This window comes from Vibrio sp. LaRot3, assembly GCF_027587025.1.
In the GTDB taxonomy this organism is placed as follows: domain Bacteria; phylum Pseudomonadota; class Gammaproteobacteria; order Enterobacterales; family Vibrionaceae; genus Vibrio.
In genome coordinates this window covers 108136-134421 of the sequence record NZ_JAPPTI010000008.1, presented here as the reverse complement: position 1 = coordinate 134421, position 26286 = coordinate 108136, and the positions used below count along the sequence as shown (strand labels likewise).

Annotated in this window: 21 protein-coding genes and 1 other annotated feature; of the genes, 11 read left to right on the top strand and 10 right to left on the bottom strand. The window is 43.1% G+C overall.

Annotation, left to right across the window (positions count from 1 at the left end; genetic code table 11):
* Nucleotides 1-361: 361 nt before the first annotated feature.
* The 3 genes from clpB to rluD form a co-directional block, all read right to left on the bottom strand.
* Nucleotides 362-2935 carry an ATP-dependent chaperone ClpB gene (clpB, locus tag OH461_RS15395; RefSeq protein ID WP_270021454.1) on the bottom strand — a complete coding sequence of 858 codons (2574 nt, stop codon included), beginning with the start codon at nucleotides 2933-2935 and terminating at the stop codon, nucleotides 362-364.
* A gap of 151 nt (nucleotides 2936-3086) precedes the next feature.
* Nucleotides 3087-3818, bottom strand: a complete 732-nt coding sequence (gene pgeF, locus OH461_RS15390) for a peptidoglycan editing factor PgeF (RefSeq protein ID WP_270021453.1) — start codon at nucleotides 3816-3818, stop codon at nucleotides 3087-3089.
* A 22-nt stretch (nucleotides 3819-3840) separates the two neighbouring features.
* The gene (gene rluD / locus OH461_RS15385) at nucleotides 3841-4818 is read right to left on the bottom strand and encodes a 23S rRNA pseudouridine(1911/1915/1917) synthase RluD (RefSeq protein ID WP_270021452.1); all 978 of its coding nucleotides are present in this window, start codon (nucleotides 4816-4818) and stop codon (nucleotides 3841-3843) included.
* Nucleotides 4819-4948: 130 nt separating this feature from the next.
* Between rluD and OH461_RS15380 the strand changes: the two genes are divergently transcribed.
* Nucleotides 4949-5677, top strand: coding sequence for an outer membrane protein assembly factor BamD (locus OH461_RS15380; protein WP_270021451.1), 729 nt, complete (start codon nucleotides 4949-4951; stop codon nucleotides 5675-5677).
* A gap of 76 nt (nucleotides 5678-5753) precedes the next feature.
* Here the strand turns inward: OH461_RS15380 and OH461_RS15375 are convergent, their stop codons facing one another.
* The gene (locus OH461_RS15375; protein ID WP_270021450.1) at nucleotides 5754-7385 is read right to left on the bottom strand and encodes a methyl-accepting chemotaxis protein; all 1632 of its coding nucleotides are present in this window, start codon (nucleotides 7383-7385) and stop codon (nucleotides 5754-5756) included.
* 871 nt (nucleotides 7386-8256) lie between these two features.
* On the opposite strand from OH461_RS15375, the gene hpf reads away from it, so the two are divergent.
* The 4 genes from hpf to yjjX all read left to right on the top strand — a co-directional run bounded on the left by hpf (nucleotide 8257) and on the right by yjjX (nucleotide 13156).
* The gene (gene hpf, locus OH461_RS15370) at nucleotides 8257-8580 is read left to right on the top strand and encodes a ribosome hibernation-promoting factor, HPF/YfiA family (RefSeq protein WP_260260808.1); all 324 of its coding nucleotides are present in this window, start codon (nucleotides 8257-8259) and stop codon (nucleotides 8578-8580) included.
* A 104-nt stretch (nucleotides 8581-8684) separates the two neighbouring features.
* Nucleotides 8685-8805 (top strand) — a sequence feature (Phe leader region).
* Nucleotides 8806-8818: 13 nt separating this feature from the next.
* Nucleotides 8819-9997, top strand: coding sequence for a prephenate dehydratase (pheA, locus tag OH461_RS15365; RefSeq protein ID WP_270021449.1), 1179 nt, complete (start codon nucleotides 8819-8821; stop codon nucleotides 9995-9997).
* A gap of 314 nt (nucleotides 9998-10311) precedes the next feature.
* Nucleotides 10312-12657, top strand: a complete 2346-nt coding sequence (locus OH461_RS15360; RefSeq protein WP_270021448.1) for a putative bifunctional diguanylate cyclase/phosphodiesterase — start codon at nucleotides 10312-10314, stop codon at nucleotides 12655-12657.
* Nucleotides 12623-13156 carry an inosine/xanthosine triphosphatase gene (yjjX, locus tag OH461_RS15355; RefSeq protein ID WP_270021447.1) on the top strand — a complete coding sequence of 178 codons (534 nt, stop codon included), beginning with the start codon at nucleotides 12623-12625 and terminating at the stop codon, nucleotides 13154-13156. The genes OH461_RS15360 and yjjX overlap by 35 nt, the downstream gene beginning before the upstream one ends.
* 57 nt (nucleotides 13157-13213) lie before the next feature.
* Here the strand turns inward: yjjX and trpR are convergent, their stop codons facing one another.
* Together trpR and sltY are read right to left on the bottom strand one after the other, a co-directional pair.
* Nucleotides 13214-13510 (bottom strand): trp operon repressor, encoded by a 297-nt coding sequence (trpR, locus tag OH461_RS15350; protein ID WP_270021446.1) that lies wholly within the window; start codon nucleotides 13508-13510, stop codon nucleotides 13214-13216.
* 10 nt (nucleotides 13511-13520) lie between these two features.
* On the bottom strand, nucleotides 13521-15473 hold the full coding sequence (gene sltY, locus OH461_RS15345; protein WP_270021445.1) for a murein transglycosylase: 1953 nt from the start codon (nucleotides 15471-15473) through the stop codon (nucleotides 13521-13523).
* 268 nt (nucleotides 15474-15741) lie between these two features.
* On the opposite strand from sltY, the gene ettA reads away from it, so the two are divergent.
* From ettA to OH461_RS15330, 3 genes are all read left to right on the top strand, one after another.
* Nucleotides 15742-17409, top strand: coding sequence for an energy-dependent translational throttle protein EttA (gene ettA, locus OH461_RS15340; protein ID WP_270021444.1), 1668 nt, complete (start codon nucleotides 15742-15744; stop codon nucleotides 17407-17409).
* Between the two features lie 182 nt (nucleotides 17410-17591).
* Complete coding sequence (locus tag OH461_RS15335) at nucleotides 17592-17960, top strand: PilZ domain-containing protein (RefSeq protein ID WP_270021443.1); 369 nt, start codon at nucleotides 17592-17594, stop codon at nucleotides 17958-17960.
* Between the two features lie 9 nt (nucleotides 17961-17969).
* The gene (locus OH461_RS15330) at nucleotides 17970-18962 is read left to right on the top strand and encodes a M23 family metallopeptidase (RefSeq protein ID WP_270021442.1); all 993 of its coding nucleotides are present in this window, start codon (nucleotides 17970-17972) and stop codon (nucleotides 18960-18962) included.
* Between the two features lie 50 nt (nucleotides 18963-19012).
* Here OH461_RS15330 and OH461_RS15325 read toward each other — a convergent pair whose 3' ends face one another.
* Both OH461_RS15325 and OH461_RS15320 read right to left on the bottom strand, forming a co-directional pair.
* Nucleotides 19013-19693, bottom strand: coding sequence for a hypothetical protein (locus OH461_RS15325; protein ID WP_270021441.1), 681 nt, complete (start codon nucleotides 19691-19693; stop codon nucleotides 19013-19015).
* A gap of 209 nt (nucleotides 19694-19902) precedes the next feature.
* Nucleotides 19903-20457, bottom strand: coding sequence for a lysozyme inhibitor LprI family protein (locus OH461_RS15320; RefSeq protein WP_270021440.1), 555 nt, complete (start codon nucleotides 20455-20457; stop codon nucleotides 19903-19905).
* A gap of 485 nt (nucleotides 20458-20942) precedes the next feature.
* On the opposite strand from OH461_RS15320, the gene OH461_RS15315 reads away from it, so the two are divergent.
* Nucleotides 20943-21272 (top strand): hypothetical protein, encoded by a 330-nt coding sequence (locus OH461_RS15315; RefSeq protein WP_270021439.1) that lies wholly within the window; start codon nucleotides 20943-20945, stop codon nucleotides 21270-21272.
* A gap of 82 nt (nucleotides 21273-21354) precedes the next feature.
* Here OH461_RS15315 and tyrA read toward each other — a convergent pair whose 3' ends face one another.
* Nucleotides 21355-22482: a bifunctional chorismate mutase/prephenate dehydrogenase gene (tyrA, locus tag OH461_RS15310; protein WP_270021438.1), complete on the bottom strand. Its 1128-nt coding sequence runs from the start codon at nucleotides 22480-22482 to the stop codon at nucleotides 21355-21357.
* 31 nt (nucleotides 22483-22513) lie between these two features.
* Entirely contained in the window at nucleotides 22514-23587 is a 1074-nt protein-coding gene (locus OH461_RS15305; protein ID WP_270021437.1) for a 3-deoxy-7-phosphoheptulonate synthase, read from the bottom strand.
* A gap of 243 nt (nucleotides 23588-23830) precedes the next feature.
* Here OH461_RS15305 and OH461_RS15300 point away from each other — a divergent pair, with 243 nt between their 5' ends.
* Nucleotides 23831-25504, top strand: coding sequence for a sensor histidine kinase (locus OH461_RS15300; protein WP_270021436.1), 1674 nt, complete (start codon nucleotides 23831-23833; stop codon nucleotides 25502-25504).
* Nucleotides 25505-25537: 33 nt separating this feature from the next.
* The gene (gene btsR / locus OH461_RS15295) at nucleotides 25538-26257 is read left to right on the top strand and encodes a two-component system response regulator BtsR (RefSeq protein WP_270021435.1); all 720 of its coding nucleotides are present in this window, start codon (nucleotides 25538-25540) and stop codon (nucleotides 26255-26257) included.
* Nucleotides 26258-26286 lie beyond the last annotated feature (29 nt).

Below are 26286 nucleotides of genomic sequence, written 5' to 3'. Positions count from 1 at the left end.
GGATTATCATCAACGAGTGCCCACACAGATTGATAGGTTTAAATTGTTAAAGAACATTCTGTTGAGCTTCACTCAAACAGGACGGCCATTTTAGCGAGATAACCAATCGTGTCAAACACTTTTTTAGTTATTTCTCTGAAAGTTAACTGATTAACTTTCGCCGCCTTCGTTGCCTGCATACTTGCTTGGTTTACCGTGACAACGGAGGCGCATTATAGGTAGTTTATCTCCGAACACAATAGCAATTTTCAATTATTTATCACTTTTAGCGTCGTTCGAATACTAATTAAACAAAACCATCAAAAATCAAACAAAAAGGGGCTAAAAAGCCCCTTTATCTATTGAACGGATTTTTAAACCACTACTGATGCGCAATGATTTGATCGTTATTGACCACCAACTTCACGGTTTTATCTGGAATCACTCGGCCAGATAAGATGGCTTTCGCTAACGGGTTCTCAACACTTTGCTGAATTGCGCGTTTCAATGGCCGAGCGCCGTAGACTGGGTCAAAGCCCACTTGAGCGATCATATCTAGCGCTTTCTCAGATACTTCTAGATGATAACCTCTTTCTTCCATACGTTTCGCCAAACGTAATAGCTGAATAGCGGCAATAGACTTAATGTGGTCTTGTCCTAATGGGTGGAATACAACACTTTCATCGACACGGTTTAAGAACTCGGGTCTAAAGTGTTTTGTGACGACATCCATCACTTGGTCTTTGATACCTTGGTAATCCAGCGCATTAAAGTTTTCTTGGATTCTTGATGAGCCCAAGTTCGATGTCATGATCACCACGGTATTGCGGAAATCTACAGTACGGCCTTGGCCATCAGTCAAACGGCCATCATCTAATACTTGTAATAGAATGTTGAACACATCTGGATGCGCCTTTTCCACTTCATCAAGCAAGATCACTGAATAAGGTTTACGACGAACCGCTTCGGTTAGGTAACCACCTTCTTCATAACCCACATAACCAGGAGGCGCACCAACCAAACGAGCGACTGAGTGTTTTTCCATAAACTCAGACATATCGATACGAACCATGGCATCTTCGCTGTCAAACATAAAGCTGGCTAGCGTTTTACATAATTCCGTTTTACCTACACCCGTTGGGCCCAAGAATAGGAAAGAACCTATTGGCTTATTAGGATCAGATAGCCCCGCTCGGCTACGGCGAATCGCATTGGATACCACTTCAACCGCTTCTTTTTGACCAATAACGCGTTTATGGAGCACCTGCTCCATGCGCAGTAACTTCTCTTTTTCTGCCTCGAGCATTTTTGAAACAGGAATACCCGTTTGCTTCGACAGCACATCGGCAATCTCTACATCGGTGACTTTATTGCGCAATAAGGTCATCTCTTGCATTTCAGCCTGAGTCGCTAAGTCTAACTGCTTCTCTAGTTCAGGGATTCGACCATATTGCAGCTCAGACATTCGGTTTAAGTCACCGGCACGACGCGCAAACTCCATATCCATACGCGCTTGTTCAAGCTCGGCTTTAATATGTTGTGTACCAGACAGTGCAGCTTTTTCTGCATTCCACACTTCATCGAGCTCAGCAAATTCACGTTCTTTCTCTTGCAGCTCTTCGTTTAATGTTGCTAAGCGTTTTTCGCTCGCTTCATCATGCTCATTGCTCAGTGCTTGCTGCTCAATTTTAAGTTGAATGATTTTGCGCTCTAACTTGTCCAAAGATTCTGGTTTAGAGTCAATTTGCATCCGAATGCTGGAAGCAGCTTCATCGATCAAGTCGATGGCTTTATCTGGTAGTTGTCGATCCGATACGTAACGATGAGACAGGCTCGCCGCCGCGACAATCGCTGGATCTGTGATTTCTACATGATGGTGCAACTCATAGCGCTCTTTTAGACCTCGTAAGATTGCTACGGTATCTTCAACACTAGGTTCATCCACCAGCACTTTTTGGAAACGACGCTCGAGCGCTGGGTCTTTCTCTATATATTGACGGTATTCATCTAAGGTTGTTGCGCCCACACAATGCAGTTCACCTCGAGCAAGAGCAGGTTTTAGCATATTACCTGCATCCATCGAACCTTCACCTTTCCCCGCACCGACCATGGTATGAATCTCATCGATAAACAGAATGACATTGCCCTCTTCTTTAGAAAGCTCATTCAGTACCGACTTCAAACGTTCTTCAAATTCACCACGATATTTAGCACCCGCAACTAACGCGCCCATGTCCAATGATAATACGCGTTTATTGCGCAGACCATCAGGCACTTCGTTATTGATGATGCGCTGTGCTAAACCTTCAACAATCGCGGTTTTACCAACACCCGGCTCACCAATAATTACGGGGTTATTTTTGGTACGACGCTGCAAAACTTGGATGGTGCGACGAATTTCATCATCTCGACCAATAACAGGGTCAAGCTTACCCTGTTCGGCACGTTCGGTTAGATCGACGGTGAACTTTTCAAGCGCTTGGCGAAGTTCTTCTGCATTGGGGTCATTCACTTTCTGACCACCACGGATCTTGTCTATCGCTTCAGATAAATTTGCTTCAGTCAGGCCAACTTCTTTTAATAACGCGCCTAAAGGGCCTCGGTCTTCTATCGCCGCAAGTAGAAACGCCTCAGACGAGATATAGCTATCTTGTCGTTTTTGCGCGACTTTATCGCATAGGTTAAATAATGTCCCCATGCCACTGGAAAGCTGAACATCACCACCGATACCGCTTACCTTAGGTAGGCGATCTAAGATTTCACTTAGCTTTGAGCGAAGATGAGTGATATCGACATTAAGCATGGTGAGTAATGGACGAATGGGACTGCCATTTTGATCCATCAGTGCCACCATTAAATGCACTGGCTCTATATATTGATGGTCACGACCTAACGCTAATGACTGCGCGTCAGATATAGCGATTTGAAACTTGCTAGTAAACCTGTCTAGACGCATACCAACCTTCCTAACCTCGACGGAAAAATTCTATTAATCAAAACAAAAGATGGATACTGACCACAAGAATTTCAAGGGTATCAGAAGCAAAAACGAAAACATTTGCGCAGATAACAAAAAGGCTGACATCAGTCAGCCTTCTATGAGTTATTTAGCGGGATTCAAGCCAAATAAAAGTGGCTTGCCTACCAGTCACGCCATCGCGTCGGTAAGAGTAAAAACGCTCAGGGTCTGAATAGGTACATAGGCCGCTAGTAAAGACTTGCGTAACCCCTAGCTTGTTTAATCGCTGCGTGGCTAGCTCATCCATATTCGCCCACCATTTACCAGGCTGCCCCGTTGGCTTAAATGCTTTAATTGCTTGCGCATCAAAGTCTGAAAATGCGTTAAGTACATCTTCACCAACTTCAAATGCGTTTGGCCCAATGGCAGGGCCAAGCCAAGCCATTACTTCACCCGAGAATTTCTCTACGGCGTTTTCAATAATACCGTTAGCCAGGCCACGCCAGCCAGCATGAACCGCTGCGACTTGTGTGCCTTTGCTGTCGGTAAGGAGTACCGGCAAGCAATCCGCTGTCATCGCTGAACATACAACACCTGTCGAGCTCGTATAAGCGCCGTCGGCATCAAGTATCTCTGAAGTTGGCGCTATAACGTCGGCAACTTTGGTTGAGTGAGTTTGATTGAGCCAAACTGGTGCACTCGGCATTTTGGCCAGTTCAACAAGCTGCGCTCGATTACGAGCAACAAGATCAGCATCATCTCCAACATGAGTACCTAGGTTAAGCCCTAAATACTCATTCGTTGAAAAACCACCTTGGCGCGTCGACGCAATCGCCTTTACATGGGATGGCACTTTCCAATTTGGCATTAAGAAAGACATAGCTAACCTCGATTACAACTGTTTAGTAGTCTTCTTCTAGACCATGCTCTTCAGCATCTTTACGCAGCGCTTCTGTCATAACGACCATATCGTTAGGGACAGGAGCATGGAACTCAAGCTCTTCGCCGGTAACTGGGTGCTCAAAACGAAGCATAACCGCATGCAGTGCTTGACGATCAAACGCACGAATCATATCCGTTAGCTCTTGAGTTGCACCTTGTGGAATGCGAGCACGACCACCATAAGCAGTATCACCAAGTAGCGGATGCTGCAGGTAAGACATATGCACACGGATTTGGTGAGTACGACCGGTTTCCAGACGCAGACGAATACGCGTATGTTCACGGAAGTGCTCCGCAACTCGGTAGTGAGTCACCGCTGGTTTACCTAATGGCGCAACCGCCATCAACGTGCGCTTAGTTGAGTGACGACCAATAGGTTGATCAACTTTACCGCCAGCGGTCATACGACCAATCGCAATCGCTTCATACTCACGAGTAATTTTACGCTTTTGCAGCGCACGCACTAAACGTGTTTGAGCAGGCACTGTCTTCGCAACGACCATCAAACCTGTCGTATCTTTATCAAGACGGTGAACAATACCTGCACGAGGTACTTCAGCAATTGCTGGGTAATGATGCAGCAATGCATTAAGCACTGTACCATCAGGTGTACCAGCACCAGGGTGTACTACAAAGTCACGTGGTTTGTTGATTACGATGATGTCGTCATCTTCATAAACAATATCCAACGGAATATCCTGCGCTTCCCAGCGCTCTTCATCCTCAAGTTCCGCTTGCAGGGTAATAATTTCGCCGCCCATTACTTTGGTTCTTGGCTTGGTTACTACCTCACCATCAACTTGAACTTTACCCGCTAGCAACCATTCTTTTAGTCGCGAACGTGAGAAGTCGGCAAAAATTTCGGCGATAGCTTGGTCAAGACGTTGACCTAATTGGCTATCTTTTACTGTATTAGTTAATTCAATCTGCTGAGCCATATCGAACTTTTTCAAAAACTGTGAGACTAATTGTCACGAGTGTGGAAGAATATTGCACCATTGTATCTGCTACCGACAAGAAAGTAACGGAAGCGACAGAATTATTTACTTCAAGGAATCGACTCCTGACATGAAACAGCATACTTTATCTGGGCTTTTAGCATTAACTCTATTAGTAGGCTGCAGCAGCGGCAGTGAACAAATCGTCCCGGATGTACCACCATCAGAGCTTTACTCTGATGCTCAAATTTCTCTTCAAAGCGGTAGCTGGATGACCGCGATTGAAAAACTAGAAGCATTAGATTCACGTTACCCATTCGGTGCTTATTCTGAGCAGGTTCAGCTTGACCTTATCTACGCTTACTACAAAAACGATGATTTGGCATTGGGTCTAGCAACAATTGAACGTTTTATGCGTTTAAACCCAACGCACGAAAAACTCGACTGGATTTTATACATGCGCGGTCTAACCCATATGGCGCAAGACCGAAACTTTATGCACGATATATTCAGCATTGATCGTAGTGACCGCGACCCTGAACCGGTAAAAGCAGCGTTCGCTGATTTCAAAAAATTACTTGAGCGTTACCCAGAAAGTGCCTACGCAAAAGATGCGCAAAAACGTATGTACGCACTTAAAAACCGCTTAGCCGAATACGATTTAGCAACCGCTGATTTCTATCTTCGTCGTGAAGCGTGGATTGCAGCAATCAACCGCTGCCAAGAGTTGCAGAAAACCTACCCTGACACGGTAGCGGCGCGTAAATCATTAGAGATTCAATTAGAAGCCTACGAAGAATTAGGCTTAACGGAAGCTGCCAATCGCACTCGACAATTGATATCGAAAAACCCGCTTTAAGCTCAGCTGATGCTAAAAAGCTCACCACTCGGTGAGCTTTTTATTTTATATTTATGGCCCATACTAAGATGGGTCATTACGCCACTTTAAAACGATGAATAATATTTTGCATATTAGAAGCTAACTGACTCAACTCGGCACAAGCTTGAGCCGTTTGTGTTGCACCAGCAGCAACTTCAGTCGATGAATGATGAATATTGTCTACATTTCGTTGCAACTCTTCGGAAACAGAACTTTGTTCACTACATGCACTAGCGATCTGAATGTTCATATTCGCAATATTTTCAATGGAAGAACTTATGTCTCCTATCGTTGTTCCTGTAACTGTCGACTGCTCATTACATTGATTGATTATATCGCAACTCTGATTTGTCGCTTCTACAGCTCGCATTGCTCGCTCTTGTAATTGATTGATTATCGCAACAATCTCTTCAGTAGAGCTCTGGGTTCGCCCCGCTAGCGTTCTGACCTCATCGGCAACAACAGCAAAACCACGGCCTTTTTCACCCGCTCTAGCAGCCTCTATCGCTGCGTTTAAAGCAAGCAAATTTGTTTGCTCTGCGATACTTTGAATGACATCAACAACCATACTGATGTCACTAGAATCTTTTTCAAGCTTAGTAACCATATCTCCTGTAGACTCAGCGACTTGCTGGGCATGAGAGATCTGGTTTATTCCTTCTCTAATGCTCTTGGTCCCATCATTTATATTGTCATTTGCAATCATCGCTGCATTCGACGCTTCTTCAGTATTAGCTGCAACTTCATTAACCGTTGCTTGTAACTGAGTCATAGCTGTTGCAACCAAGGATAATTGGCTTTGCTGACTCACCATGCCTTGCTCTGTCTGAGTCGAAACTGCGCTTACCTCTTCAATTGAACTCGCTAGCTGTGTAGACGAGCTCGCGATCTGCTCTATAATTGACTTAAGGTTATCTTGCATTTTTTGGCACGTATCGGCTAACTTACCAAACTCATCATTACCAATTTTTTCTCTATCAATCGTTTGTGTTAAATCACCATTGGTAATGCTTTGAGCTAGCGCCATCACACGGACAAGAGGTGAGCACACTTGTAAAGTTAACCCCCACCCTGCAAAAACCATAAAAGTAAGAACACAAGCGATACCTATAAAGCTAACCGTAAAGGTTTGAACCACCTGTTCATTCGCCAGCGCCCTCTTATCTGCAATGAAGTCCCGGTTTAATCCCTCTAACTCTGTCAGAGATTTAAAAGCAATTTGATAATCCTCATATCCATCAATCGTCAATTGACCTGCTTTCCCTATTTCTCCAGCACTAAACGCTGTTCGAAAGCTTTCTATTTGCTCTAAATATTCTCTCCAGTTTACTTCCACTTTATCGTAGTATTCACGCTCTTTCTCATCCCACACATAACTCTGATAATCAAATAACCTCTGTTCAAGCTGAGCTTGAAAATTAACCATGTTATCCAACCAAATTGGAACCAGTTCATGCGTAGGATTAGACAGTAAGGCATATTGATCACGTCTTATCTCTTCAAGGTTAATTTGCATATCTTTGACTAACAAAACACTTGGGACACTAACATCTGAAAAAACCAGCATAGAATCTCTAACGTTACTTATTTGTTTAACCATAAATGCAATCTGTAGTATTACGGCCAAAGAAATAGCGACAAAAATAGCAGCGACCTTATTTTTAACTTTAAAGTCTTTAAATCTCATTACTAACCACCGATAAATTTACTAAAAAACCAATTTTAAGAATTAAATTTCACAAAAAAGAAATTTAAGTAGCGCGTTATATCGCTTAAATGAATTAATTAAGAATTAAATAAAACAAAGACTCGTCGCACTTCACGGTTTATGATTTGAGAGGTTCCAATTAAGGATGTTAGTTCCAATACAGAATGTATATTTGCAGAATCGTACATGCTAAAAAAACAAGATATCTTCTCTTGCTAAAGCCAAAATAATCTCCAAGAAAGTGGGAAACCAACCACTCTATTGAACAGACCCAGACCTAATTATCCATTATCGAACCATTGGGTCATTTAGACTGAATTCACTAAAAAGAGAGATTAAAAAATATAATCGACAAAAAAAGCGCATCAAATGCGCTCCATTATGTGACTTTTCGTCTTACGCAACTTTAAAACGGTGAATAATGCCTTGCATATTTGAAGCTAACAGACTTAATTCTGCACAAGCTTGAGCCGTTTGCGTTTCACCTAAGAAGAAAGGATATTTATTCGCCATCTAATCTGCTCCAAATTAACCAAAGCTATAGATGATGATTCGATCGTGAACTAAATCACAAAGACAAAGTGAGTAAAGATTAAACAGCGGTTTTATTGAGGTCGAATGAAGTCCCTAAAAAGCGAATGATTTTTAGCAACGTACAACTCCCAATCTAAAGCGTTTTCAAAGTTTCTCAAGCATTTTTATGCGCTTATCTAAAGACATTTTGAGTTGGATCACAATTGAATTCCATCGCTAAAAACCCACCCAAAAGCATGATCTGAATCACATTTATTTAGGTATGGATGAGTAATCTGGAGTTAACCCATGAGGGATGCAACAGAGGAAAACATCTATGAAAGTAAACATCACTGGCAAAAATATCGACATCACCTCTGCAATCCGCAATCACATTGAGAGCAAGTTTAAAAAGCTAGAAAAGTGGCAAGTGGACATCATCGGATGCCAAGCAAGCTTTAGCGAAGAACCGAACAAACAGAAGAAATTCGAGGCTGTAATTACCATTCCAAAAGGAAAGCTAGTCGCCTCAGCAACACATGAAGATTTATACGCTGCCGTTAACGAGGTAGAACAGAAACTAGAACGTCAGCTAAACAAACTACGCCACAAACCAGAAGCTCGTCGAGCAGACAAACCAGAATTGGAAGAAGCGGAGTAAAGAAAACCATAAAAAATAGCGCCGAAAGGCGCTATTTTTTTGCTTGACGCTGAAAACTCGGTTGCTTATTGTGTTTACGAACCCACTAAAAATAAATGATTTATGACATCAAACACTCTGTTCTTTTTTGACTTGTTTTTTCTCCAATAACTTTTGGAGGCTCACTCGTTTCGCAAGATAAGTCAAAAACGAACAGAAAGCCTCCCAAAGGGAGGTTTTTTTATGTAAGGAAAATAGGATGACTAAACAAAAATACTCGCTCGACGAAATTCGACTCCGTCTAAACGAGCTCGACGACCAATTGCTACAGCTACTCTCTGAGCGTCGCCAAATGAGTATTGAAGTTGCCAAGAGCAAGGTAGAGACATCCAAACCCGTTCGTGATGCAGAGCGAGAGCAACAACTACTGGTTAAGCTCATCGATAATGGTCAAAATAAATACCAACTCGATGCGCAATACATTACCAAATTGTTCCACACCATCATTGAAGACTCTGTTCTGCTTCAGCAGTCATATTTACAAAACCTCGCTAATCCTGAGCAAAGCCGTAAACCACTAGCGCGAGTTGCCTTTCTTGGTTCTAAAGGTTCATACTCTCACCTTGCTAGCCGCGAGTATTTCAGTCGCAAAAATACCGAGCTCATTGAGCTAAACTGTGAAGGTTTTAAAGAAGTCGCTAATACGGTGGAATCTGGCCATGCTGACTTTGGTGTATTGCCGATTGAGAACACCAGTTCTGGCTCAATTAATGAAGTGTATGATTTGCTTCAACACACCACGCTCTATATTGTCGGTGAACTAACTCTCCCTATTGAGCACTGTTTAGTTGCAACATCTGACATTCGCTTAGAAGATATCACAACGCTTTACTCTCACCCTCAGCCACACCAACAATGCAGTGAATTTATCGGTCGCTTAAAAGGTGTGAAGCTCGAAACATGCGCAAGCACCGCTGATGCAATGCAAAAGGTACGTGAGTTGAACCGCTCAGACATCGCCGCCATCGGTAATGCTTCAAGCGGAAAGCTATATGGCCTACAGTCGATTAAAGGCAATATTGCCAACCAAACAGAAAACCACACTCGTTTTATTATTGTTGCACGCAAATCAGTAGAGGTGTCGCCACAGATTCCGGCAAAAACCACACTGATCATGTCAACCTCACAAGAAGCGGGGTCTTTGGTAGCAACTTTATTGGTATTACAACGTTACGGCATTAACATGACGAAGCTAGAGTCTCGCCCAATTATGGGTAATCCATGGGAAGAGATGTTTTACGTAGATTTGGAAGCGCACCTCGATTCCGAAGACATGCAACAAGCGCTATCTGAAGTAACAAAAATCACCAAGCACTTGAAGGTACTTGGCTGTTACCCGAGTGAAAACGTCAAACCCACTCAAGTAAAGCTCACTTAACTTTCAAACTTATAACGCTGACACATTTGCCTATCAGGAGCTTTATTAAATGTGTCAGCGTAATTTTATCTACTTGTCATTTCCGCTCGCGAACCCCGCACCTACCAATATCACACTATTCATGCAATAAATGTAACAACCACCAAAGCTGCAACGTATTGATTAAGTTGATTAAAACTTGTGCCTGAATCGCAATTAATTGATGCATCATAGCGCTCAATACAATCATGATTCGAGCAAGGGCAAATAGATTGGACTCTTAAGCTCGAACGATTAGCTCAAGAGCTAACGTTATAAATTGCATTTGAAAGGCCATGAAACTCAATACTAGAGTCCTGTTACTTGTTACCCCGGTTGTGTTGCTCAGTGCCGCCTTATCGAGTTACAGCATTTATCACAATCAAAAAGACGCATTGATCAAACGAGAAGCCAGTTACTTGCAGCTTACAATGGAAAAGCTTGCCGGGCACTTTAGGCAATCTTATGCGTTAATTAACAGCTATTCGCTAACGCTGACCAAAAGTGACATCATTCGCCATTACCTTGATCCGCAAGAAAATCCATTTAAAGAGATGGAGTTGCAAGATGACCTTAAGCGGACTATTGCCACTCTTCAATCCACCGGACAAGACACCATCGGTGTCGCGATCCTAAACAATCAACGCCAAGTTCGCTTCTTTGCCGACAGCCAAAGTGATCCTTTTTCTAAATTTGATGAAAAGGTCATGCGCTACGTTAACTATATCTATCAGCAATCAGGGCAGCTTACACATACGGGTTTTACCAAAAACCACCAAGGGCAGAGTGTGTTGGTTCGCTACAACATTCTCAATCCCGATACGTTAGTCACCCCATTTAACTACGATAATGACGAAATTTACTTCGTCGTGGTCTACCTCACATTAAGCCAATTTGACCAACTTAAGCACATACTCGAGTTTGATAACGACAGCAGCATCTTCTTCACCGATCATCCAGTGTATAAATCGGGGTTGAATCATTCTGTTGAACTAAAATCAGGACTCTATGCGACCTTAGATCCTGCTCAATATTTGCTTAACGATAAACTTGAGGCTATTGAGCATAAGCTGGTGCTCTCTTTTGCTAGCTCAGCTCTAGTCACGGTTCTGATCTTATTGATTTTGCTCTATCGCCATGTGATTAGCCCTATCGCCAAGTTAGACAAACAACTATTAGATGTAGAACAACGTAAGCGCCACAACATAGAAAAGCTCCCTAACGACGATGAGATAGGTCGTTTATCGGTGCGCTTTTATGAGATGTATCGTGAGTTGCATTCAAGCTACCAAAAGACCAAAGCTCTGGCAGAAAATGACCACTTAACTCAGTTAGCAAATCGTTACCAATTTCAAACTGCTGTTGAGCGAACGCTAGTCAATAAAATCCGTTATCACTACGCTTGGATTCTGTATATTGACTTAGATAACTTTAAGTATGTGAATGACAAATATGGCCACAATACTGGCGATAATTTGCTGATTAATTTTGCCAACCATCTAAAAGTTCAATGCTTTGATTGGCAAAAAAAGCACAGCCTAAAATGCCTACCCTCTCGGCTGTCCGGAGATGAGTTCGCGATCTTTATCGCCTCTTCACAAAGAGATGCCTATGCCGAATCCTTAGCTGAGGCCATTCTCGAACCGCTAATGAAAACTGGCCGTTCGCCATTGGGGAACTTCCCTATTACCGCCAGTATTGGTATTGCAGCCTACCCCGACGATGGCAACGATCTCACCAGCTTGTTATCCAATGCTGATACCGCGATGTACCAAGCGAAGCGAGCAGGTAAAAACCAAGTTGCTTACTATTCTCAAGAGCTTGATAATACTGTGCGACGTCGCACTCAAGTTGAGCGTGCGCTGCGAAGCGGAGAGTACAACAAAGAGTTTACGCTGCAATACCAGCCCTACTATAACCGCCAAGGCGACAAGGTGATGGGCGTCGAAGCTCTGTTGCGTTGGAATTCACCAAAGCTTGGGCGAGTAAACCCAGCCGAATTCATCCCAATCTCGGAAAAAACAGGCTTATTTGGCAATATCGACCGCTGGGTTATCGAGCAAGCGTTTCGCGATTTTGTCGGGATTCAAGCGCTGTTTGAACACGACATCCAACTGTCGATCAACCTCTCTTCTGCCGAGCTTGATTCTAAGCAACTGGCTCTATTTATCGAACGTATGGCGCATCGCTACAAAGTGCGCCCTGATCTTATCGACTTTGAAATCACAGAAACCTTCGCCACAGATTCACAAAGCTATACCTTGCTGCATGAGCTCTCGACCATGGGCTTTAAGCTGGCGATCGATGATTTTGGTTCTGGCTATACATCCATCACACAGCTTGTAGAATACCCGGTACAAAAAATTAAATTGGATCGAGAATTCTTAGCTGCGTTAATTAAAACCGACAACCGAAAAGTAGTGAAACCACTGGTCGATTTGTGCCATTCACAGTCAATGATTGTGACCGCTGAAGGTATTGAATCCGAAGACATGCATACTTGGCTTGCAGACAATAAATGCGATTTCATGCAAGGCTACTACTTATCACCGCCGGTCGATTTACATCAGCTAAAAGAGTTCGTTTCTTCGAAGAAGGTAAATGGATATGTCCACCCAGACAGTTATTGTCGCTTCGCTTAATCCTGCCAAAATAAAAGCGGTAGAAAGTGCTTTTTCAGCTAGCTTCCCTCAGCAATCTTTTGAATTTGTTGGTGTGAATGTGCCAAGTGGTGTCGCCGATCAACCTATTGGTGATCACGAGACGCATCTTGGTGCGTTAAATCGAGTGAAAAACGCCAAACAAGAACGACCAAATGCAGATTATTATGTTGGTCTTGAGGCTGGCAATGAAGGACAAACAACCTTTGCTTGGATGGTAATTGAGTCAGACACTCACAGAGGAGAATCCCGCTCAGCTAGCCTAATGCTACCACCAGCGGTTGTTGAAAAGCTGTCAGCTGATAACGAATTAGGAACGGTGATGGATGAAGTGTTTGCCACCAATAATATCAAGCAAAAAGGTGGCGCGATTGGTTTACTGACCAAAGATCTCCTTACTCGAAGCTCTGTTTATCATCAGGCACTCATTCTGGCTTTGATTCCCTTTATTAACCCAGAGCACTTCCCTGCCAACTTATAACGCTGTGAAACTAAAAAAGGTGTCCTAAGACACCTTTTTGTTCGCTTCTGAATAGAACTAATCTACCTTCAGGAGATGAGCAATTTGCTGCTTTTCATCACCGCTTTTCGATTTCAACTCATTAGAGCCACGAGTAATGGTGGCAACACCCACACCAAGCAGTTGGCTAATCTGACGCTGAGACAAATCCCCTTTCAATAATTCACGGAAAATATTCACACGAGCGACAAGAGAATCACGTTCATCTGGAGTTAGTAACATGGTTAATAACATTTCATGCTGCTCAGATTCGGTGCTCTGTTTAATCAGATCTAATACTTGCTGCCACTCTTTATATTCAGGTTGTAATGACATAGTTGTGCGCCTAATACTTGGTGTTCACTTCATGAGTTTTAAGAAACGCACCGTCCGCTCCTAATAAATCTCGATAGTAAGTTTCAAACATCAAAATGTTTTGCACGTAACCACGAGTTTCGTTGAAAGGAATCGCCTCAATAAAGGCGTAAGCATCTAATTGCCCTTGCGTACGAGAACGCCACGTTTTCACTCTTGCTGGCCCTGCATTATACGCAGCAAACGCAAAAATTCGATTGTTATCGTACTGTTCTAATAACCCTTGTAAGTAACGACTGCCGATTTCGATGTTTTTACCGACTTCGTACAGTTCATGGCTACCGCGATAAGCCAACTGATATTTCTTCGCGGTATATTTAGCGGTAGAAGGCATTATTTGCATGATGCCACGTGCACCAACAGGTGATCTTGCCTCAACATCCATCGCACTCTCTTGGCGAGCTAACGACATGAGAGTAATAGGATCGATATTGTGCTTTTCACCATAGAAGTTAAACCACCAACTGTGAGCAACAGGGAAACGCAGCTCAATGTTGTCCCACATTTTCGCTTGTATACTCGCAGTGACTGTTAAGTGATGCCAACGTTTATAAGCCGCATATGCTGCGAGCATCTCTTGCTCTTGGCTGTTTGCTTGGCGAAGTAACCAAGCCCATTCGCTTTTCGCTGCGGCAATCTTATCGCGTACGATCAGTTCATCAATACGTGTCAAACTCACGCTATATGGCGCAACCACATTACGATCTAATGTAAATGTGGTCTGCGGGTATTCAATAGAACGTTGAATCTCTTTAGCCGCCGCAACACTGTAGAAGTTTCTTTGACCAAGAATAGACTCTAAACGTTGTTGGCCTTCGCTTGTTTGTCCAAGCGCGACCTCTGAACGACCTTGCCAGTATTGCCAACGATTCGACTGCTGAGCCTCTTCTGGCATCAGCGCGATCCATTGAGTCACCCCTTTCCAATCTGCATGCTGAATAGCTAATCGAGAGCGGCGCTCTAGCAGCTTCACATTCGAGGAAGTCGCTATTTTTGCATCTCGCCATTGGATTAAACTTGGTGAATCGGTATTGATTAAACGAAACGAAATATAATCGGCCAGTTGCTGCGCGCGTTCATCCGTTAGGTGTTGACGCTCAACCACGGTTGCCCATGCCTTTTGCGCTTTAGCAACGTCTTTACGCGCCAGTTTTTCTAGCGCCATCTCAGCTTGTTGTTGATAAAACTCTTCGGCGGGTTGCTTAATCGCAAACTGCGCTACCTGCTCAGGCTGGTTAAATAACGCCACCATCAGCTTTGCCCGATTACGAGCACTGGTACTGTCGAGCTGTTTAGCAAGATAATTGAGTAACTTACCGTTACGCGAATCAAAGGCGAGCAACATCCGTTCTAAAATTAATTGATCCGTTCTTAGCCCTGCTTTATCCCACGCTTGAAATAATGGGTCACAGGCATCAGAGACACTCTTTCCATGCAACCAAAGATGCTCCGCGCCCTTGTAGGCGGCTTGCTTGTTCCCCGTTTGCATCTGAGCATTATAATAATGACATTGATACTGCTCACCACGAGGAGGTTCAGTCTGAAAACTCAACAAAGTTTGCCACTGTTTTTGCTGAGCCAGTCGGTCTAAATAAGGTGCTCGAATACGATTGGAAAACGGAAAACTGCGATTTTGTTCAATAAATGCCGTCACCTGTTGAGGCGACTTATCCCCTAACTGAGCCATGAAGACACGATAGTCGACATAAGGCGTCAGCGGATAATTTGCAATTTGAGGGCGAATGCTTAGGTATTGTTCGATATTTCGCTCATCCAATAACTCTTGAGCTTGGTCGTACACCTTGCGTTGTTGGCTTAAATCTAACTCTTTGCTCGCATGAGCATTTACACTGCATAACATCGCGCTAAAAGCCAATAGCGATGATGGAAGGCGATGCAGTGGTTTTGAAAACCTTGGCGTCATCTCTTCTCGTCCTAGTGAGAATTTATCGTCATTTACCCAAATTAGCAGATGCTATGAAAACGTTTGGGTATCAATATTAAGGACTATTCTAATCAGTCCTGTAAAGCATTTAGGTGTAAACAAAAATTATTTCATATAACTGTGACACATTTAATAAAATAGAAATCACAGCGTGCGATTACTTCCATTTATTAACTTGGCTAACAAACCGAGTTGGGTTGGTGTAAAATGCTCTTTTATGTGCATAGAAATTTAGGAACGATCGGCAATGGCTGAATACGTATATACCATGTCGCGGGTGAGCAAGATTGTGCCACCTAAGCGTCAAATTCTTAAAGACATTTCTCTTAGCTTCTTCCCTGGCGCAAAAATCGGTGTTTTGGGTCTAAACGGTGCAGGTAAATCTACCCTACTACGCATCATGGCGGGTATCGATACTGATATCGATGGTGAAGCTCGTCCACAACCAGGTTTGAACGTAGGTTACTTACCTCAAGAACCTGTACTAGATGAATCTAAAACAGTACGTGAAATTGTAGAAGAAGCGGTTTCTGACGTTGCTGGCGCAATGAAACGTCTAGATGAAGTTTACGCAGCTTACGCAGAAGAAGATGCTGACTTCGATGCACTAGCAAAAGAACAAGGCGAACTTGAAGCGCTTATCCAAGCGAAAGATGGCCACAACCTAGAAAACGCACTTGAGCGTGCAGCTGACGCATTACGTCTACCAGAGTGGAATCAAAAAATCGCTCACCTATCTGGTGGTGAACGTCGCCGTGTTGCGATTTGTCGTCTGCTTCTTGAAAAACCAGACATGCTGCTACTTGATGAACCAACCAACCACTTGGATGCAGAGTCAGTTGCATGGCTAGAACGCTTCCTTGTTGATTACAATGGTACTGTAGTTGCGATTACCCACGACCGTTACTTCCTAGATAACGCTGCGGGTTGGATTCTTGAACTTGACCGTGGTGAAGGCATTCCATGGGAAGGTAACTACACCTCTTGGCTTGAGCAAAAAGACGCACGTCTGCAACAAGAAGCGTCTCAAGAAAAAGCTCGTCAAAAGACCATTGAGAAAGAACTTGAGTGGGTTCGTCAAAACCCTAAAGGTCGCCAGTCTAAATCTAAAGCGCGTATGGCTCGCTTTGAAGAACTACAAAGCGGTGATCGTCAGAAACGCAATGAAACTAACGAACTGTTCATCCCGCCAGGTGAGCGTCTAGGTGACAAGGTTATCGAAGTTAAGAACCTGACTAAGTCATTCGATGGCCGCGTACTTATTGATGACCTGTCATTCAACATGCCTAAAGGTGCTATCGTCGGTATCATCGGTGCTAACGGTGCAGGTAAATCAACACTATTTAAGATGCTAAGCGGTACTGAGCAACCTGATTCAGGCTCTATCGAAATGGGTGAGACCGTTAAACTGGCTTCTGTTGATCAGTTCCGTGATTCAATGGATGACAAGAAGACGGTTTACCAAGAGATTTCTGAAGGCGCTGACATCATCAAGATCAACAACTTCGAAATTCCAGCTCGTGCATACTGCTCACGCTTCAACTTCAAAGGTTCAGACCAGCAGAAGATCATCGGTGAGCTATCAGGCGGTGAGCGTAACCGTGTACACCTTGCTAAGCTACTTAAAGCGGGTGGTAACGTACTGTTACTCGATGAACCAACCAACGACCTTGACGTTGAAACACTGCGTGCACTAGAAGAAGCATTGCTAGAGTTCCCAGGTTGTGCAATGGTTATCTCGCACGACCGTTGGTTCCTAGACCGTATTGCTACACACATCATTGATTACCGCGACGAAGGCCAAGTGAACTTCTACGAAGGTAACTACAATGAGTACATGGAGTGGCTGAAGAAGACTCTGGGCCCTGAAGCTGCAGAGCCTCATCGCATCAAATATAAGCGCGTTACTAAGTAATCAATGACTTAACTAAAGTCGCTTGAATTTTATGCAAAGGCCGCTATCATAGCGGCCTTTATTGTATACGGTAAATATGAAAAACCTTTTATAAGACCCGCCATCATTAACTTTGAGCGACTCCACACAGAAATTTAAATTATTCTGTTAAGCTAACAGAAATAACAGGAAGAGAACTAAGTATGATTGAACGCCGTCGTTTTTCCCGCATCGTATATAAAGCCCCAGCGACCCTTACCCAAGATGAGCATCAAGTAGACGCTAGCATCAAAGATCTCTCTTTGCATGGCCTTTTAGTTGCTTGTGATGAGTCAGATTCGTTGGATTTAAAACCGCTTTCAATTCGTTTCTCATTGCCTGACAGCGATGTGACAATCGAGTTAGTGGGTCGAATCATTGCTAAAAATGACCATATCTTACGGGTATCCATTGAGCATATTGACCTAGAGAGTATCAGCCACATCAAGCGTATCGTTGAACTCAATGTGGGCGACGATAAACTGCTGCATAGAGAAATTGAGCACCTTTCAGATTTAGGTGAACACTCTTAACCCTGTTTTATGTCTAAAAAAATTACTATATCTATTCCTGCTGGCAAAGGGGAACAATGTTTCTCGCTCAGCAGAAAACACATTTTTATTGCTTTCGCTGCCACAACAACGGCAATTTTAGGTACCGCAACTTGGTTGGTACATTCGCAAAAACAAGTAGAAGCCCTTGAACAACAATTAACTGAGGTATCAGAGCAAAAATCTAACTTTGAATCACTGTATTCAGACCAATTGGATACCACTCATAGCCTCTCTCAAGAGCTAGAAGAGAAAAGCAGCCAGCTCAACATTCTTGGCCAACGAATCTACGATGTTGAATCCGTTTTAGGGCTCGCAAACGAAGAAACGGAAGGCGAACAAAATCTAGAAGATCGACTGGATGCAGCGGCAGTAGACTCGGCGGTACGTGCAACGATGTTTCGTATGATTCCAAATGATGCCCCGCTTGACTACTTACGAATTTCATCTTCTTATGGCCGTCGCACCAACCCAATTACAGGTAAGCGTCATACACATACGGGGATTGACCTCACGTGTAAACGCGGCACTGACATTATCGCCCCAGCAGATGGCGTGATTGAAACTGTGCGTCCAAGTAAAAAAGGGTTTGGTAACTTCTTAACCATTCGCCATTCATTCGGCTTTATGAGTTCTTTTGCCCACTTACACCGCTTTAAGGTAAAAAGTGGTCAATTCGTAAGTAAAGGGGATGTGATTGCTTCGTGCGGCAACTCTGGTAACTCGACAGGCCCTCACCTTCACTATGAAGTACGCTTCTTAGGCCGCGCTCTCAACCCACAGTACACCATGGACTGGACTCCTGAAAACTTTGATTATCTGTTTGAAAAAGAGAAAAAAGTAAAATGGAAACCTTTGGTTGAGTTAGTAAGCCGAGTGGTTAAACTACAGATCAACCTGACTAATGCGCCTTATGTTGACTCGTCAATCAAGACAGCGGTGAATAAAGAAACGAGTTCAGAAAAGGTTGAATCAACGAACTAATGTGAGCGTTGTCGCTTCAATCACTTGGTTGAAGCGACAGCGCAACTTTCTTATTCTTCCACACCTTTACAATCCACCTCAAAATGCTGTTGATCTGAAAAATAAAGGTGAATCTCCTTTATTGCCATTTTTACACCCAGCTTTTCAGCATGAGAAGAACAAAACACACCTTGCCCACTCACTGCTATCATCTGCTCAGTGCTCAAATCATTTTGAATATCTAGATACACTCTAAGTCGCTCCGGCGCGAGAACGCTTGGTACGTAGCCAGATTTCCACAATACTTCACCTTGGTCATCAAAATCGAAATCTCTCACAGCAAAGTTCGCCTTATTCACTCTAGTGAGTTCCTGACTACTTAATCCTACATAAAGTTGGGGGCCAACTCGCCATTGGCTTCCATCAGCAGTCAATTGGACACTTCGCAGCTCAGTCCTTTGGTCATCGAACCAAAAAACACGCAGTGTTTTTCCCTCAACATTTGGATAAAGTATGGTCGCGGGGTACTCATCACCGTCTCTATCAAACTCATAAGTTGACAGTACATTCTCATGACCAAAGCACTTATTCAGATCAGCTTCCTCTTTGATCTGCTGACACTTTCCAATTCTAAAATCGGGAGTTATATCTAAAGACTCAGCTTTTGCAGGGAGAGAGACGAATAGGAGAGTTAACAATATCGTTATCAAACTAGAGATGTTTATTTTCACTACCCTTTGATTCAATGACATATAATTAACTTCATTCTGTACAGTTCAAGAAACATGAAACTGAGAAAACACCATAATTCACGACCATTGCAACCACAAAGTATCTACTCATAAATTAACTACCACTTTGTCCATTCACAATATATTTTCCTGATTGAAGGCATACACATCAATTAGCGTTTCTCTGAGAACATCATAAACAAGGCGACTCTTTCTAAATATTAAAACCGTCACAACTCGACTTCTCTGTAGTAGTAATTAATCCTTTCTACACAGCGTTCAACATTTTCATTGTGGAGTATTACGTTGACACCACAAGATTTAGAAACATAGCCTTTCCAAGAGTCTTTATAATAATCCAATTCTGAGTGAGTTCTCTTTTGACGAAGCATATAAGCAAGTTCTACTTCTTTAGACTCGATATAGTCAAACTCTAGCAACCTCGCATATGTTACCCACGTCATACAATCCGAAATGAGATACTGAGTCATAATGTCACTACTCACATTTGAATTATCAAAAAACTCCTCCCCATTACATGCTTCAGTTTTATATTTCAACCAACTCCGTTGCGATTCTTTAAATTCATTGTCTAAATCATATTTTTTAAGATAATTTAAAATTTCATGATATCTTTCATTTAGTATTAAATCTCCGTTCTTATAATCCAATTTTCTTTGTTTAAGCTTACTATTAAAATCACCAGAGAAATCTATACTTACGTATGACTGTGCTGAAAAAGAGAGAACAGAACAAAGCAACATTGCTATCATTTTATAAAACACGTGTACTATCCAAAATCATTAAATATTTTTTCATCTAACTACCCACAAGAGATCAAACTATTCAAGCTTCAAGTAATCATATTTACCCATATTTATGGTATAGGTAGCTACCTATTTATATTGCTATTTCTCGAATAATTCTAAATATCTCGCATTTCTTTGCGTCTATTCCAGTTTCTTATATTGGGCTTACCTAGGCTGACTCCACCACACGGAATTTAACTAACTCACCTTACACTGAGACCAAAGCTTTCTCTGTGGCGAACGAAGCGTCAGATCCTGATAGCAAAACCGCGGTCATCTAGCAAGAAGAATAGAAACTAAATTCAATAATTTTAGAGCCTTAGGTCATAAAATATTGTTTTATTGCAACACAAATCAGTGATATGTTGTGCACCGTTCACAGCACTGATTTTGTTGTACAGTGATGCTGTGAATCACTATAAAAAATCGAAACTCAGAATGGATATTTAAGGTTAATCAATATGAGATTTTTCAAGCTAATGACGGCGGTACTACTTTCTGCTGTTCTTGTAGGATGTGGTGGTCATGATTACGAAGGTACGTGGACTTCAGAAGCTGGTGCGATGGGTTTCTCCATGCAATCAGGTGAGATTGAACTAGGTTCTGATTACATGATTTCTGACGGTGTTCGCTCAGATGCTGACTTCGAAGTTATCGATCAAAACGGCACTCAGTACCTAGTTGTATCTGAACCTTCAAATCCGAACGATAAAATTGCGTTTAAAATCGTATCTGATGATGAGTTAATCATGGATTTAGGTCTAGCTGCTATTACGCTGCGCCGCCAATAATTCACTCAGATCGGCTGAATACTAAAAAGCCCCAGCGTGACTCACGCTGGGGCTTTATTTTTATCGTTTGTCGCTAAATTATCTAACCGCGATGAATTGAATCATTGGCTTGTTTGAGCAAGTTTTGGCTTTCATCCATAAACTGCTGTGAGTGATCGCCAAACCAGTCACTGACCTTGTTAAAGCTCTCGACAAACGCCTGCTTGTCTTTGCCATCTAAGATCTTCAGCGCTTCACCAAAACAATGATGGAATCGCTTAATCATCTCGATATTTTCATCTGATGACAGAATGATATCACCGTACAGATTTGGATCCTGACCAAATAGACGACCAACCATGGCTAACTCTAATCGGTAAATTGGTGAGCTAAGTTGCAGTAACTTATCAATATTTGGGTTTTCTCGGCTCAAATGTAAACCATAAGCGAACGAGGTGAAGTGGCGCAGCGCTTGGATCAGTGTCATACCATGGTCATGCTCGCTAGCCTCAATCTGACACAAGCTAGCTCCCCAAATAGAGAACTGTTTCAACAACCATTGGTAGTGTTCTTGACCACGACCATCACAGTAAACAATTACCTGCTTCGCCAAACTTGGCACATCAGGGCCAAACATTGGGTGTAAGCCAACAACAGGGCCACTATGAACGTTCATCATAGCTTGCAACGGCTTGGACTTGATCGAGGTGAGATCGCACAAAATACAATCGTCGGGCAAAGAGCCTAGCTTCTCTATCACGCCTTCCGTTAAATGGATAGGAACCGTGACAACCACTAGACCCGCATTATCGAGAATCTCATCTGCACGAGGCCAATCTTGGCTACCCAATATTTTTACTTGGTAGCCAGATAAGGTAAACATACGAGCAAACAATCCACCTAGCTGACCTTTACCACCAACAATCACCACAGAGCGCAGCTCTGGGTTAAGGCATTTAAAGCCTGAGTCTTTCTCACTGGCGTAAGACTCGCGCATGGTACGGCGCAGAATGTCTTCAATTAACTGAGGAGGAACACCAATTTTCTCAGCCTCTGCACGACGAGAGGCCAACATCGCTGCCTCTCTGTCTGGCGCATAAATAGGTAAGCCATGCTCACTTTTTACTTCACCCACTTGCTCTACTAAAGCAAGACGCTGAGAGAGCAGATCTAAAATCTGTTTATCGACTGCGTCTATTTTATCGCGCAGTTCATTCAGTTGTTCGGCCATTGATGTTCCTATCGTTGTTCTTTTTATTCCATTAGATCTTTTGGCGGTTCTCTAAGAACGGCACCAACTCTTTGTGAGCATGACGTAATAGTGCCTCAGTTGAGTCCCAATTAATACACGCATCGGTAATCGAAACTCCATACTTCATCTCATTTAAAGGAAGATCCGCAGATTGGTTTCCTTCGTTAATATGGCTCTCAATCATTAAGCCAATGATTGAGCGATTACCTTCACGAATTTGGTGAATCGCATCTTCTGCCACTAATGGCTGACGACGGTAGTCTTTACGGGAGTTGGCGTGGCTACAATCGATCATCAGTGCAGGCTCTAGACCAGAACGAACCATTTCTTGCTGACATTCTGTGACCGACACTGAATCGTAGTTAGTTTGTTTACCACCACGCAAAATGACATGGCCATTCGGGTTACCTTGAGTTGTCAGCAATGCCACTTGACCTTCACGGTTGATCCCCATGAAGCGGTGACCAGATGAAGCCGCTTGCATCGCGTTAATCGCAGTGCCTAAGCTACCATCTGTACCATTTTTAAAACCAATCGGCATTGAAAGGCCACTTGCCATTTCACGGTGAGTTTGTGATTCGGTGGTACGCGCGCCAATCGCCGCCCAGCTAAAGGTATCCGCCAAGTATTGTGGGCTGATTGGGTCGAGCGCTTCTGTTGCTAGTGGGATTTCCATCTCTGCCAATTCAACCAACAGTTGGCGGCCGACGTGCAGACCGTGCTCAATATCAAACGTACCATCTAATTGCGGGTCGTTAATCAGCCCTTTCCACCCAACAGTAGTACGTGGTTTTTCAAAGTAAACGCGCATAACAATATACAGTTGGTCACTCAGCTGTTCTGACAATGCTTTGAGACGTTTTGCGTATTCCTTCGCAGCCTCAACATCGTGAATAGAACATGGGCCACATACCACCAGCAAACGATGATCTTTTTTATGAATAATGTCAGCAATGGTTTGACGAGATTGCTGGATAAAGCGACGAGCATTATCACTAAGAGGCAATTTCGCTTTTAACTGCTCTGGTGTAATCAGCACCTGCTCATCAATGATGTTAATATTACTCAATTCACTTTTTTGCATAACTTAAACCTGTATGTTAAATTTTACACCCATCAAATCCATTTCCGATGAGCTTGCGTTAACCATAAAATAACAGGCTAATTTCAGATTTCAACCGTAAACTTAAATAAACACTGGGTGTAAATTTAAATTTACATCCATTCTTTTATCGCTTTTTATAACAAAACTGCTCATTAAGCGTATTTTATTGCCTTCATATTGTTAGAATATTGCTATCAAATCTCAGTAATTTAAGGTGAAGCAATGGATCTGATTCTATCTCTCCTCCAGCAAATGTGTGTTTACCTTATGCTCGCCTACATGCTGAGTAAAACACCTCTATTTCTCCCCTTGCTGAGCATTTCGAATCGCCTTAGTCACAAACTCAGTGTTTATGTCCTTTTCTCATCATTCTGTGTGATGGGCACTTACTTTGGTCTTCAGATCAATGATGCGATCGCCAACACGCGAGCGATAGGCGCGGTGATGGGTGGCTTATTTGGCGGCCCTGTGGTTGGTTTTTTTGTTGGTCTAACAGGTGGGTTGCATCGTTATACTTTGGGTGGTTTTACCGACCTCGCCTGCGCTATTTCAACTACAGCAGAGGGCTTAATTGGCGGCTTGTTACATACCTATTTACTGCGTAAAAATAAGAGTACCTTGCTGTTTAGCCCAACCATTGTTTTTAGCATTACCTTGGTTGCAGAGCTGGTGCAGATGGCAATTATCTTGATGGTGGCGAAGCCATTTGATCAAGCCTACAGCTTGGTCTCAGCCATTGCCGCCCCAATGATCATTGCTAACTCAGTCGGTGCGGCCCTGTTTGTGAGCATCTTGCATGACCGAAAAACCATTTTTGAAGAATACTCCGCGACCTTTTCTCGGCGAGCATTAAACATCGCAGAACGTTCTGTGGGCATTCTCGCTTCTGGCTTTAATACTCACAATGCAGAAAAAATAGCACGAGTGGTGTATGAAGAAACCAACGTTGGTGCTGTCTCGATTACTGATGATGAAAAGATCTTAGCCTTTGTCGGTATTGGCGATGATCACCATAAACCAGAAACCCCAATTTCTTCGCAAAGCACCTTAGATGCTATCGCACAAAACGATATCATTTACCTCGATGGGCGAGAGAAACCTTACCAATGCTCTCTATCTTCAGATTGTAAGCTTGGCTCAGCGCTAATCATTCCGCTGCGCACCGGTGACAAGGTTATCGGTACGATCAAGCTATATGAACCTAAACGAAAGCTATTCTCGACCATTAACATGTCAATGGCCGAGGGTATTGCACAGCTGCTTTCTAGCCAAATTTTGTTTGGCGAATATCAACAGAAGCAAACCCTGCTCTCGCAAGCGGAAATCAAATTACTGCATGCTCAGGTCAATCCGCATTTTCTATTTAATGCATTGAATACCATCAGTGCCGTCATTCGCAGAGACCCGACCAAAGCACGAGAGTTGATTCAGCATCTTTCACAATTTTTCCGCAGTAACTTGAAACAATCGGTAGAGACAGTAACGCTTAAAGAAGAGCTCGCCCACGTCAATGCCTACCTGACCATTGAGAAAGCGCGCTTTACCGATCGGTTGGACATTGAGATAGACATTGACCCAGTACTGCTCGAGCGCAAACTGCCCACTTTCACCTTGCAGCCACTAGTTGAAAACGCCATTAAACATGGCATCTCCAACTTGCTGGAAGGTGGAGTCATTAAGATTTATAGCCAAGCCACGGCCAATGGACATCAAATTGTTGTTGAAGATAATGCGGGCAGTTATGTCGCACCTAACGATGATCACGCTGGGCTAGGTATGCAAATTGTGGCTAAGCGACTCACCAACAAATTTGGTCGAGTGAGTGCGCTCAACATCGATGTCGCGCCGAATCAATACACACGAATGAGTTTTGTTATTCCGAACCAAACCAAATAGTGACACCGAACAACTGTATAAGGAATGGATACCATGCTGACAGCTTTGGTCATCGACGATGAGCTATTTGCTCGCGAAGAGCTTACCGAGCTTTTAGAAGAAACGGGGCAGATTGAGGTTATCGATCAAGCCAGTAATGCTATTGAAGGTTTAAAGAAGATCAACCAACTCAAACCGGATGTGGTGTTTCTTGATATTCAGATGCCACAAATCACCGGTATTGAACTACTCGGTATGCTCGACCCAGACACCATGCCTAACGTCGTGTTTGTCACCGCTTATGACCAGTTTGCTATTCAAGCCTTTGAAGACAATGCCTTTGACTATCTACTCAAGCCTGTCGATACCGAGCGCCTAGATAAAACTATACAAAGGCTATTAAAAACCGAGCAGCGCAACCAGCAGCGCTATGATGCCGTCGCACCGCAAACCTTAGACCAAGTGCCCTGTATTGGCTTAAACCGTATCGTGATTATTCCAACGCAAGATATTGAGTTCGCTTACAGTGATATCAGTGGCGTTCATGTACAAACGGCAGAACAAGCCGCAACTTGTCAGCTCACGCTCAAAGTATTGGAAGAAAAAACGCCGCTCGTTCGTTGTCATCGTCAATACCTGATCAATGTAAAAGCGATTAAAGAGATCAAACTGCTTGAGAATGGCCTTGCGGAAATCATCACATGCAGTGATCACCCTATTCCTGTCAGTCGCCGCTATTTAAAAACGCTTAAAGAGCTACTCGGATTCCATTAAAAAATCCCGCGCGATGCGGGATTTTTTAC

Coding starts and splice junctions, on each gene's coding strand:
- clpB (WP_270021454.1), bottom strand. CDS start 2,935: ATGCGTCTAGACAGGTTTACTAGCAAGTTTCAAATCGCTATATCTGAC.
- pgeF (WP_270021453.1), bottom strand. CDS start 3,818: ATGTCTTTCTTAATGCCAAATTGGAAAGTGCCATCCCATGTAAAGGCG.
- rluD (WP_270021452.1), bottom strand. CDS start 4,818: ATGGCTCAGCAGATTGAATTAACTAATACAGTAAAAGATAGCCAATTA.
- OH461_RS15380 (WP_270021451.1), top strand. CDS start 4,949: ATGAAACAGCATACTTTATCTGGGCTTTTAGCATTAACTCTATTAGTA.
- OH461_RS15375 (WP_270021450.1), bottom strand. CDS start 7,385: ATGAGATTTAAAGACTTTAAAGTTAAAAATAAGGTCGCTGCTATTTTT.
- hpf (WP_260260808.1), top strand. CDS start 8,257: ATGAAAGTAAACATCACTGGCAAAAATATCGACATCACCTCTGCAATC.
- pheA (WP_270021449.1), top strand. CDS start 8,819: ATGACTAAACAAAAATACTCGCTCGACGAAATTCGACTCCGTCTAAAC.
- OH461_RS15360 (WP_270021448.1), top strand. CDS start 10,312: ATGAAACTCAATACTAGAGTCCTGTTACTTGTTACCCCGGTTGTGTTG.
- yjjX (WP_270021447.1), top strand. CDS start 12,623: ATGTCCACCCAGACAGTTATTGTCGCTTCGCTTAATCCTGCCAAAATA.
- trpR (WP_270021446.1), bottom strand. CDS start 13,510: ATGTCATTACAACCTGAATATAAAGAGTGGCAGCAAGTATTAGATCTG.
- sltY (WP_270021445.1), bottom strand. CDS start 15,473: ATGACGCCAAGGTTTTCAAAACCACTGCATCGCCTTCCATCATCGCTA.
- ettA (WP_270021444.1), top strand. CDS start 15,742: ATGGCTGAATACGTATATACCATGTCGCGGGTGAGCAAGATTGTGCCA.
- OH461_RS15335 (WP_270021443.1), top strand. CDS start 17,592: ATGATTGAACGCCGTCGTTTTTCCCGCATCGTATATAAAGCCCCAGCG.
- OH461_RS15330 (WP_270021442.1), top strand. CDS start 17,970: ATGTCTAAAAAAATTACTATATCTATTCCTGCTGGCAAAGGGGAACAA.
- OH461_RS15325 (WP_270021441.1), bottom strand. CDS start 19,693: ATGTCATTGAATCAAAGGGTAGTGAAAATAAACATCTCTAGTTTGATA.
- OH461_RS15315 (WP_270021439.1), top strand. CDS start 20,943: ATGAGATTTTTCAAGCTAATGACGGCGGTACTACTTTCTGCTGTTCTT.
- tyrA (WP_270021438.1), bottom strand. CDS start 22,482: ATGGCCGAACAACTGAATGAACTGCGCGATAAAATAGACGCAGTCGAT.
- OH461_RS15305 (WP_270021437.1), bottom strand. CDS start 23,587: ATGCAAAAAAGTGAATTGAGTAATATTAACATCATTGATGAGCAGGTG.
- OH461_RS15300 (WP_270021436.1), top strand. CDS start 23,831: ATGGATCTGATTCTATCTCTCCTCCAGCAAATGTGTGTTTACCTTATG.
- btsR (WP_270021435.1), top strand. CDS start 25,538: ATGCTGACAGCTTTGGTCATCGACGATGAGCTATTTGCTCGCGAAGAG.